Genomic DNA, 11,457 nt, shown 5'->3' on the forward strand with positions numbered 1-11,457 from the left:
GATAGCCAGCCTCATATAGATGCCGGGAGCAAGTTAACTTTACAGCTTATAGAACTTCCAGCTGGTTTTGAAATCCTTTTTCAGCGGCTGGTTGGTGAGGATGGCCCGCACCATTTCCACGGGCATGGCGTTCTCGCGGATAATGGCGTCATGAAACTGCTGATAGCTCATCTTTCCGCTGTCTACCAATTCCTTTTTCAGGGCTTCGAACTGCAGGCCGCCGATCATATAGGCTATCTGGTATAAGGGGCCGTAGCCGCCGGTGAAGGAGCGGCGCACCTCTCCTTCTGCATTGGCACGCTCGTGATTTACACGGTCAACCAGGAAGTCGATACACTGCTGCGGTGTCCATTTGTGGGTGTGATAGCTGAGGGAGAAAATGATCCTGGCGCAGCGGTGCATCCGCCAGAACAGCATACCGATGCGGTCTTCCGGAGATTGGGGAAATTTAAGGTCCCATAACAGCCGTTCCCAGTAGAGGGCCCAGCCTTCCACCCAGAAGGGCGTATTGAAACGGCGATAGGTCTTATACCGCCTGTTCATGAACTGCTGCATAGCATGGCCGGCGAACAGCTCGTGATGCACGGTGGCGCGGGAGAAATGCGGGTTATTGCCGCGCATGCTCATCATTTTATCGTCATGCTGCATGGTGTTGGTGGGATAGGAAATGATAAATTCCTCCCCGCCCAGGAAGAAGGGGCTGACCAGTTGCCTTTCCGGCGCCATCATGCTCATCCGCCAGGTTTCCTCTCCCAGTTCCGGGATCGTGATCAGCTGATGTTTTTTGATGAAATCAACGGATTCATCATACAGTTTCATCATGGCTTCCGGTTGCTTCGACGGCGGTACATAACTGTTCTTCACTTTTTCCATCGCAGCTTTCCAGTCATCGCCAAAACCCATTTCCCGGGAGGCTTTGAGCATTTCGGCATCGCACCAGGCGAATTCCTTGTTGGCAATAGCTATGAGGTCCTCCGGGGTGTAAGGGATCATTTCCTGCTGCAGCTGCCGGATAATTTCTTCACGGCCGATGGGACTGCCGATGATGCCGCTGCCATCGTCTTTCTGGGAGGGATCGTTCTTTCCTTTGCCGGTCAGCAGGTTCGCATATTCGTCCAGCAGTCCGTCCAGCCGCTTGTAGGGCATGGGGATCCACCAGGTGTACAGGGGATCGTAGCCGTTGTAGAAATCAAAGGAGCTTTTCAGGGCGGCCTGCAGGCCTTGTGCGGTGGCTGCTGCCCGGCGGCTTAAGGCCAGGGGCATATCTTTCTCTTTCTCCAGCGCTGTTTTCGACTGCGTCAGTTCCTTCGCGATGCTGTTCATTTCAGCTGCGAGTTTTTCGGCATCCGGTGCTGCGCCGCGGCGGCGCGCGCGTTCTATATCATAGATCCTTTCCGCAAAGGGGAACCATTTTACGATCTGGTCATACTCTTTCTTTTCCGTTGCCAGCTCGTACAGGTCATGCTGCATATCACGCTGAAAAAGGATGTAATCGACTTTGGAGCCGGTAGGCAGCTTATCGAAATCCAGCTGTGACAAGCGTTTTTCATATTCGTCCGTCATTTTTTTCATCCGCTCCCTTCTCTCCGGGGAATTGCGGATAGCGTAGAACCGGTTCAGCGCACCTTTATCCGCATTGAACAGCACCATGATATTGTTCACTTCGCTGGATTGCTGATAGAGGCCGATGTCAGCTGACTGCGCATTGACGGTGGAATGCAAAAGCAACAGGGAAAGGCAGCACAGGAAAATTCTCATGATACTAGGTTTAGAAACGTTCAGGGGAAAAAGGTTTGATATCCATGCTTGTTGGTTGTTCATTGGCCAGTTCGCAGACCAGTTTTCCGGTGCCTGCACCGAGACTCAGCCCCAGCATGGAATGCCCGGTAGCCAGGATGCAGTTTTCCGTTTTGCGCAAACGGCCGATATAGGGCAAGCCGTCTGCCGAGCAGGGCCGGTATCCGAACCAGATCTGTTCTTTAGGCGGCATGGGAATATTATATGCCGGGATGTACCGCTGCACCGTTTTCAGGATGCCTTTTACGCGATTCATATTGGGCGGCGCGTTGAGCGATGTGATCTCCATCGTGCCGCCGAAGCGTATCTTGTTGCCATCCATAGGGGTGATGGCCACGCGGCCTTCCATAAGAATGGCAGGATGATTGAGTGTGTAAGGCGCATTCTCGTAGGTAACGGAATATCCGCGACCTGCGGCCATGGGAAGGTCCACATCCAGCAGGGCGGCCATTTCACGGCTCCAGGAACCGGTGGCTATTACAACGGTATCGCAGTCATACACCGCTTTGGAGGTCTTTACCCTGCTGATGCGGCCGTGCTGCCGTTCAAAGCCGGTAACGGTTTCACCGGGCACGAAACGCACCTGCTTTTCGTGCAGGTATTCCAGCAGGCTATGCATGAGCTTGTTGGGATAGAGATGCGCATCACATTTGAAATATACCGCTCCGTGTATATTCAGTTCCGTTTGCGGTTCCATGGCCTGCACCTGCGCGGCATCCAGGTACACGGCATCCAGACCCAGTTCCTGTGCTTTTTCTACGGTATGATGCGCATGCGCTTCATTCTGCGGAAGCTGAAAGATATCCAGCAGGCCTTTTTCCTCGTAACCGGCATCAAGACCGGTTTGTGAAAACCACGCTTCATACGCGCGTTTGCTGAGGATAGCGATATCCCGCAGCGGGATGGCGCTGCGTTCCACATGTGCCGCATTGGCGCTGCGCACGAATTTCAGTCCCCAGTTCACCAGGTCCATGCTCAGGCGGGGCTTGACGTAGAAGGGACTTTCCGGATCGAGCATCCATTTCAATCCCTGTTTGACGATACCGGGCGTTGCCATCGGCACAAAATGGCTGGGGCAGACGTATCCCGCGTTGCCGTAAGAGCAGTTGTTGGAAAAATCACCTTTATCAATAACGGTAACTTCCCAGCCGCTTTGTTGCAGGAAATATGCCGAACTCAGGCCGATAATGCCGCCGCCGATAACGATACACTTCATCTGTTTACAATTGATTTTTAGCGGTGACATGGAACCTTGCATGGTGGATAATCATTCCTGTGCGTATTCCTTGCGTCATGCCCGATTTCATCTGTTGTTATTTGTCTTTTATCGCTGTTACAATACCTGGAAACCATATGCATAGGGATCATCCTCGGGGTCTATGCTGATGGTATTATAGCCGTAAACCCTTGCCCATCCCTCGATACCCGGCCGGATAGCTGGCTTTCCGGCAACGTTCGTTTCTTCTTCAATGGTGCCCGTAAAGGTGGAGCCGATGATGCTTTCATGAATGAACAGATCGCCTTTCTTCAGCTTTCCTTTGGCGTACCATTGGGCCATGCGGGCGGAGGTGCCGGTGCCGCAGGGTGAACGGTCTATGGCCTTGTCCCCATAGAATACCGCATTCCTCGCCGTGGACGCAGGGTCCAGCACAGCGCCGGTCCACAATACATGCGAGCAACCGTTAATGGTGGGGTCTTCCGGATGCACGAAGCTGTATTGTTCGTTTATCCGTTGACGTATTTCCCGCGCCCAGCTGATCAGCTTGTCTGCCGGGTAATGTTCCAGACCGGCAAAATTGGGCTGCACATCCACGATGGCATAAAAATTACCGCCGTAAGATACGTCAAACACCAGTTCCCCCAGTTCGGGGCATTCCACGGTCAGTTCCGTTGCCGCCAGGAAGGCCGGTACATTGGTCAGTTTTACCGATCTCACTTTATTGCCGATGGTCTTATAGCTGACGTTCACGAGGCCTGCGGGCGTTTCCATCCGCACGGTGCCCGGCTTTTTGGGCAGCAGCAGACCTTCTTCTATCGCAATGGTGATGGTGCCGATAGTGCCATGCCCGCACATGGGCAGGCAACCGCTGGTTTCGATGAACAGTACGGCCACGTCATTTTGCGGGTCATGCGGCGTATAGAGGATGCTGCCGCTCATCATGTCGTGCCCTCGCGGTTCAAACATCAGCCCTTTGCGTATCCAGTCAAATTCCTCCAGGAAATGCTGCCGCTTTTCGCTCATGCTGTTGCCTTTGAGGCTGGGGCCTCCGCCGGCTACCAGGCGAACAGGGTTACCGCAGGTATGTGCGTCGATGCAGAAAAAGGTTTTTTTACCTGTCGGCTTCATCTGTATATATTTATTTTTTACGGGCCAGATGGAATGCTATTTCATCTTTACAAAATAATAAAAGTTTATGTATCCGGCCAGTTCATGTTCACTGTTCTTCAACGGAAATGGTCAGGTGTTTAGCCACTGCTCGTTCACCAGCCGCCATATCTTCCGGGGATTGCCGTCCTGCAGCTCTTCCGGCAGCAGGTGACCGGGGAAACCCTGGAAACATACCGGGCGCACCCAGCGTTTGATGGCGGTAGCGCCAACCGAGGTAAAACGGGCGTCTGATGTGGCCGGGAAAGGCCCGCCATGCACCATGCTGTTGCAAACCTCCACGCCGGTGGGCGCATCGTTGATGATCACCCTTCCGGCAAGCGTGGCCTGCAGCGCTATAATGTCGCTATGATCTTCCAGGTCTTTCTCCGTTGCCATGACCGTACCGGTAAGCTGGCCTTTGACGTTTTCCAGCACTGCCGTCATCTCCGTTTTGTCTTTGCAAACGACCATCAGGGAAAACGGGCCGAACACTTCTTCGCGGAAATGCGGGTTGCGGAGAAAAACTGCAGCGGCTACTTTTGCGATCACACCGGTACCTCTCTGCACAACGGCAATGCCTTCCTGGTCCAGCATATCCTTCACCCCTTCCGCATAACTGTCTGCAATACCGCTGTGGAGCATGTCGTGCGCCTGTGCCTGGCTGACCTCGGCGCCAAGCTGCTGCAGGAAGACCTCCAGCGCGGGGCTTTCCAGCGCCAGCAGCAAACCCGGGTTGGTACAGAACTGGCCCATTCCGAGCGTAATGGAGGCGGCAAAGGTCTTCACCAGCGCCGCCGTGTTTTTATGGAGGGTATCCGGCAGTAATACAACGGGATTGATGCTGCTCATTTCGGCGAATACCGGAACGGGGCGTTCCCTTTCGGCTGCATACCGCATCAAAGCCCTACCGCCACTGAACGAGCCGGTGAACCCTACGCCGGTGGTATGCGGATGCATGACCAGCGCCTTTCCGGTGGTACTGCCCGGACCAAGCACATGTTGCACGGTATGTTCCGGCACGCCGGATTCCCGGATGGCGTCAAGCACTGCGCCGAACACCGCTTCCGAGGTGCGCGCATGCGCGGAATGCCCTTTTACCACTACGCTGGCCCCTGCGGCCAGGGCGCTGGCGGTATCTCCGCCTGCGGTGGAAAATGCAAATGGAAAGTTACTGGCGCCGAATACCACTACCGGCCCCAATGGCACCAGCATTTTGCGTATGTCCTTATCCCCTTTGTCAATGGACGCTTCCACCCAGCTGCCTTCCCTTACCAGGCGGGCGAACATCTTCAGCTGGTTCGTGGTGCGGGTCAGTTCCCCGTTCAGGCGGGGCAGCGGCAAACGGGATTCTTCATGTGCTGTGGCTACCAGGGCTTCGCGTCTGGATTCCAGCTGTGCGGCGATCTGTTCCAGGAACGCCGCGCGCTGCGTAGGCGGGGTTTTACCATACTCCTTAAAAGCAGCAAGGGATCGCTGCATGATTCCGTCTATATTATTCATGCGGTTACATTCAGTTGATGATATGCCGGTAATACCGGTCTTGTTGCCAGCGCCTGCTCAATGACGCCGAGTACCCGTTCCCGTTCTTCCCCCACCAGCATCAGCCGGGGAGCGCGTACATATTCCGATCCGATACCGGTCTGCGCTTCTGCCAGTTTGATGTACTGCACGAGCTTGGGATGGATGTCCAGCTCCAGCAAAGGCATGAACCAGCGGTACAGCGGCAGGGCCTCACGCAGCTTTCCGGCTTTGATCAGCTTGTAGAGCGCTACGGTTTCCGCAGGGAAAGCGCACACCAGTCCCGCTACCAGCCCATCCGCACCGGTGACCAGTTCTTCGAAAGTGAGGGTATCCACGCCGCAAAGTATGCTGAAGCGGTCGCCAAAGCGGTTGCGCATCCTGATCACATTGGTGACATCACGGGTGGATTCCTTCACCGCATTGATATTCGGCATTTCCGCCAGTTCATCGAACATATCAAGGGTTATATCGATCTTGTAATCTACCGGGTTGTTGTACAGCATGATGGACAGGTCTGTAGATGCCGCCACCGCCTTAAAGTAGGTCACGGTTTCCCGGTGATCTGCGCGGTAGCGCATGGGAGGCAGCAGCATCAGGGCATCCGCGCCCCATTGCTTCGCCAGGGCTGCCTGCCTTACCGCTTCCCGGGTGGAGCCTTCCGCGATATTCACGACTATCGGCACCTTTCCGCCGATCTGTTCCACGGCATGCTGCACCAGTACCGCTTTCTCCTCCGTCGTCAATACACTGGCCTCACCCAGTGAACCTCCGAGGATAACCCCTTCCACCCCGGCCTCCAGCTGCGCCTGCAGGTTTAAGCTGAACAGGGAGAGATCCAGTTCATCATCTTCCGTGAACTTGGTTGTGAGTGCGGGAAATACCCCTTTCCATTTAATTGCCATCGATTTCTTTTTTTTCAAAAGTACCGGGAATGGCGGTGGGGGTATTTGTGGTTTTTAATCACTTCTGCGCAGATTTTAATCAATCTGTGCATTTTTTGCGCGCGGCGGAATGCCGTACCGGTGCGTTTATGGGTTTTTCCTGGGCAGGACGGGCCTGTTCAGGCGATCTGCCGCTTCAGCGCAACAAAAAAGCGCTCCGCATGACACGGAACGCCTTTCCATTTATCAATTTATCAACCTTTGATCAATGTACGTTCAGTTGTTTGGACGCATCTTTCTTTTCAATATTGCGAACGCCGGTATTGCCGCCGCCATTCAGCGTAAGGTCCACCGGTTTGTTGGTTTTCCAGGAACCTCTTGTAAAGTCCGGAATATCCACGCTGTTGGAGCGTTTGGTGATGGATTTCTCGCTCAGCGGCACTATGCAGCTCCAGGATGCGGCATCGTACACGTCCTGATCCAGTGGCAGCCCGTTGCGCAGGCAGTCGATCAGGCGCCAGTCCATCATGAAGTCCATCCCCCCGTGGCCGCCTACCTGTTTGGCGATCTCGCCCACGTGCCGGATGATCTCCGGTGTGTACTTGTCATACAACTCCTTCAGTTCCTCTTCTTTGATCCATCCATGCCCGAAAGCGATGCGCTCGGGAGAAGGGTATTTGGAAGCGATGCCTTTGGTACCGCTGATGAGGTGAATACGCGAGTACGGGCGCGGCGTGGTCACATCATGCTGTATCATGATAGTTTTGCCTTTATTTGTCCTGATGGTGGTCGTATTCATATTCCCGCGGTAAGGTTTGTCCACAAACTCCTTATAGAAGGGGTCGGATGCGGCCTTTTCCTTTGCCATGGCGTTCATCATGAAATCATTGGTGGCCATGGATACGAGGTAATCCATTTTGTCTCCCCGGTTAATGTCCAGGCATTGCGCAACGGGACCAAGACCGTGTGTGGGATACAGGTTGGCGTTGTGGCTGGCATTCTGGCGGAGCCTCCACATACTTTCATAACCTGTCTTTGAAAAGTTCAGATCACGCAGATCATGGATGTATGCGCCTTCCGCATGCACCAGTTCCCCGAACATGCCGTTGCGGGCCATATTGAGGGTCAGCAGTTCAAAGAAGTCGTAGCAGCAGTTTTCGAGCATCATGCAATGCTTCTTTGTTCTTTCCGAGGTTTCCACCAGCTTCCAGCAATCATCGAGGGTCAACGCGATGGGCACTTCACTGGCCGCGTGGCTGCCGTGTTCCATGGCATACAAAGCCATAGGGGTATGCAGGTGCCAGGGGGAAGTGATGTACACGAGGTCCAGGTTCTCGTTATCGATCATCGTTTTCCATCCATTTTCACCGGAATACTCCTTCGCTTTGGGCCTGCCGGCTTTTTCAACGATTTGCTGGGCTTTGGTGGCACGGTCAGGCAATTTGTCGCACAGCGCAACGATCTCCACGCCATCGATAAAAGACATGCGCTGCACAGCGCCAGGGCCACGCATACCGAGGCCGATGAAGCCGATGCGTACCTTGTCGATCTTCGGGGCAGCGTAACCGCTCATGTTAAAACGTTGCTGCTTGCCCGACAATTCCAGGGCCTGTTTCAATTCCCGGTCCGACGGAACAATGGGTGAGGAAGCAAAAGAGGGCATCCCCACTGCGAGGGCACCAGATCCTATCGCCAGCTGGCGCAGGAAGTTTCTGCGATTAGAACTCATAATAAGTGGTTAAACTGTAGAATAATAAACAATAAAGAGAAAGGGGAAATTAGTAAAGTTTTGAAAATAACGGGGCTTTTTTTTGTCAAACGGCGGGGATCGAGGTTAAAATACGATCAGGCAGCCAGTATTTGTTAACCGGCTGCCTGATCGTGCAAAGCAGTTTTAATAAATGATCTTCAGCTCAGACCTTCTGTTCTGGCGCTGTTGCGCTTCCGTACAGGGTACACCGTCCTTGCAGTCATTCACCAGGAACTGCTCTCCCAGGTTACGGTAATACATCCGTTTGGCCGGAATGCCCTTGCTTGCAAGGTAATCGATCACGGCATAGCAGCGCAGTGCCGAAAGGTCGAGGTTATAGTCATCTTTACCGCGGCTATCCGTGTACGAGAGCACCACTAATTTCCAGTCGGGGTGCTGTTTCAGGATAGTGCTCGCATAATCCAGTATTTTCCTGGATTCCGGCAGCAGGGTTGCGCTGTTGAAATCGTACAGGAAGCGCAGTTTTTCCAGTTCGTGGATATGTTCTTTTTCTGTGGGTGTCAGCACCTTGCCGCCGCCCGGAGTTCCGCCTGCAAGATCTGTGCCTTTGCCCGGTACTGCGCCGCCGGTTTCTTTCTCTCCCGGTTTGCCGGGTGTTATGCCACCGGTGAGGTCTGTACCCTTACCAGGCGTTAGGCCGCCATCCCGGGGCGGATAATTCCTGCTATTGCCCGTAAAGAATGCGGGATCAATAAAATGGTAAACATCATCAGATCCCATACCACCGGTACGGTTGGAGGCAAAGTATCCTTCATAGCCATTCCGTTTCAGGATAAATCCCATATCATCCGCGCCGGAATTGAACGGCAGCTGCAGGTTCTCAGGGGTTTCCCAGGTGGCCTTGCTGCCTGTTGCCCGGTAAATATCATAACCGCCCATACCGGCGTACCCTTTACTGGAGAAATACAAAGCGCCTTCTTCGTTAAAGGTGGGAAAAGTTTCCGCGGCTACGGTATTTATCCGGGGGCCGCAGTTCACTGGCTTGCCCCAGGTACTGTCGGCCTGTTTTTCGCTGTACCAGAGATCGGTCTGACCCAGCCCCCCTGGCCGGTCGGACACGAAGTACAGCACATCGCCATCCATGCTCAGCACAGGATGGCTGCTTGAAAATCCGGCCAAATTGATGCCGGGCAATATTTCTAGGGGAGACCAGGCATTTTCCTTTTTCACGGAATAATACAGCAACAGTCTCCGGTTCCCCTGCACAAATCCTTTCTTTTGCCGTACCTCCGGCTTTTCCTGCTCATTCACGGTAACATACAAGGTGTCCTCCGCACTGCTGAAGCAGGCCGGCCCGATGTGGTAATTGTATTTGCCGATCAGCTGCGGCAGCATCTCCTCCAGGTACATCGTTGCATTTCCCTGCGCATATTGCTGGTACACGTATGCGTTGTAATACGGCTGGAAGGTCCGCTTGTCTGTAACAGGATTGGATTCCGCTCCATCGTTCAGCAGCATCCTCCGGTAACCGTTGGATACGATCAGCAAACCCTGCTTTACCACGCCGCTGATCCATTCGGAATACGGCGTATTCAGTTCTTTCAGCCCATTGAGATGGCTCAGTTTTACGGCATGCTGTTTCCAGACGACGGCACTGTCGCAACCCTGCATGGCCGCTTCTTTCAATGCCAGGCTATCCGGCTGCGATGTGGAAAATCGCGTGTACTGCACTTTTGCCGAATCATATAACTCCAGGTTACGCAATATCTCTCCGTAGGAGAAAAAGGCGGAAGCGGGACAATCGGGTCGTTGCACCACCTGAGCATACCATTCGGCTGCTTCGCTGAAGTGGCCCACTTCACGATGGCAGTTTGCCAGTTTGATCACCAGCTCCACCGGTGTTCTGTTACGTTTGCTCTTTACCACACGGGTATAGAGGCTGCCGGCCAGCGCATATTCCTGCCTTGCATATGCCTCTTCCGCCAGGCGAAGCTCACTTTTCTGCTCCTGGGCAATCAGCTGCATGCTGCAGCATGACAGCATAACACAACATATCAGACGTTTCATATGGATTGGGTAATGATGTATCAAGGTCTGCCGGTTTTAGATTAGAAATAGCGGGGATTGGTCAACGAATATTTTTTCGACGGGAACAGGAAGCCCAGGGATATTTCATGGGAACCGCCCTGGTAACCTGCCATCCGGGTTACGTTCAGATCGTAGGCATAACCGATGCGCAACCTTTCATTGGCATAGAACTCCACCATCACGCTGGCGGCATTCACCGCGGTCAGATCATCTATGAGGTTATCCTTGTTCCATAATTTTACATTGGTACGGTAAGAGCCGCCGATCCATATCTTTTCATTGATCAGCAGGAAGGCATTGAGGTCAAGGCTGGTGGGGCCTTTGAAATCTTCCTTCACCATCAGGGAGGGCTTTAGCTGCAGGACCGGAGAAAGGGTGAGCATCGTTCCTGTAGTGAAGTACACATGCTGCGTCTTGCGGATGGCAGCATAATTGTTCCCTTTCCAGGAGTAACGGGTAGCATCGGTGTATAGCGCAAACAGGTCCATCACCGAAACGCCGGCATAAAACCTGGAGGTATAATAATAGATGCCGAAGCGGGCGTCCGGTATCCAGGTGCTGGCTTTGCCGGTGGGGATCGCTTCATCGTCATTGTCCACATACTGCAAAGCAGCGCCGTCTATCGCGTACTGGGTAACACCGGCGCCTATGCCAAAGCAGAGCCTGCGGGTATCTTCGTCATCCAGCGGAATGCGGTAGGAATAGGAACCGTAAATGGACAAAGCTTCCTGGGGGCCCAGCCGGTCCACCATCATTTGCAAACCCAGCCCGACTTTGTTGTCGCGCGAGTTGGCCAGGCCGTCAACCGAAATACCGCCGGTACGGGGGGCGCCGGGGAAACCGGCCCATTGATGCCGGTAGATGGCATTCATGTACCAGTCCTGTTTATACCCCGCATATGCCGGGTTAACGCTCAGGCCATTGAACACGTACTGGCTGAATTGCACGTTTTGCTGTGCTTTGCCGGGTATCACTGCTGCAACCAGCAGCAGGAGGGTCATGTAGATCGTACGTTTGCGCTGCATCATGTACATTTTTATACCGATCTGCCCGGCGCTGCACTGCTATGGCAGCGCCGGTGATCTTCATCG

The 11,457-nt window shown here is 53.8% G+C and carries 8 protein-coding genes; all 8 read right to left on the bottom strand.

Translation table 11 applies throughout. The annotated features are described in order from the left end of the window. Positions 1–39: 39 nt before the first annotated feature. Complete coding sequence (locus FW415_RS20275) at positions 40–1,758, bottom strand: DUF885 family protein (RefSeq protein ID WP_148388669.1); 1,719 nt, start codon at positions 1,756–1,758, stop codon at positions 40–42. 10 nt (positions 1,759–1,768) lie between these two features. After that, positions 1,769–3,013, bottom strand: a complete 1,245-nt coding sequence (locus tag FW415_RS20280; protein WP_148388671.1) for an FAD-binding oxidoreductase — start codon at positions 3,011–3,013, stop codon at positions 1,769–1,771. A gap of 117 nt (positions 3,014–3,130) precedes the next feature. Beyond that, entirely contained in the window at positions 3,131–4,144 is a 1,014-nt protein-coding gene (locus FW415_RS20285) for a 4-hydroxyproline epimerase (protein ID WP_148388673.1), read from the bottom strand. A gap of 111 nt (positions 4,145–4,255) precedes the next feature. Then, entirely contained in the window at positions 4,256–5,644 is a 1,389-nt protein-coding gene (locus FW415_RS20290) for an aldehyde dehydrogenase (NADP(+)) (RefSeq protein WP_246858819.1), read from the bottom strand. Between the two features lie 17 nt (positions 5,645–5,661). Then, positions 5,662–6,588 carry a dihydrodipicolinate synthase family protein gene (locus FW415_RS20295; RefSeq protein WP_210420749.1) on the bottom strand — a complete coding sequence of 309 codons (927 nt, stop codon included), beginning with the start codon at positions 6,586–6,588 and terminating at the stop codon, positions 5,662–5,664. Between the two features lie 244 nt (positions 6,589–6,832). Further along, on the bottom strand, positions 6,833–8,296 hold the full coding sequence (locus FW415_RS20300) for a Gfo/Idh/MocA family protein (RefSeq protein WP_148388677.1): 1,464 nt from the start codon (positions 8,294–8,296) through the stop codon (positions 6,833–6,835). Between the two features lie 165 nt (positions 8,297–8,461). Then, positions 8,462–10,345 (bottom strand): OmpA family protein, encoded by a 1,884-nt coding sequence (locus FW415_RS20305; protein ID WP_148388679.1) that lies wholly within the window; start codon positions 10,343–10,345, stop codon positions 8,462–8,464. 41 nt (positions 10,346–10,386) lie between these two features. Next, positions 10,387–11,394: a type IX secretion system membrane protein PorP/SprF gene (locus FW415_RS20310; protein ID WP_148388681.1), complete on the bottom strand. Its 1,008-nt coding sequence runs from the start codon at positions 11,392–11,394 to the stop codon at positions 10,387–10,389. Positions 11,395–11,457 lie beyond the last annotated feature (63 nt).

The organism is Chitinophaga sp. XS-30 (genome assembly GCF_008086345.1).
Lineage (GTDB): Bacteria > Bacteroidota > Bacteroidia > Chitinophagales > Chitinophagaceae > Chitinophaga.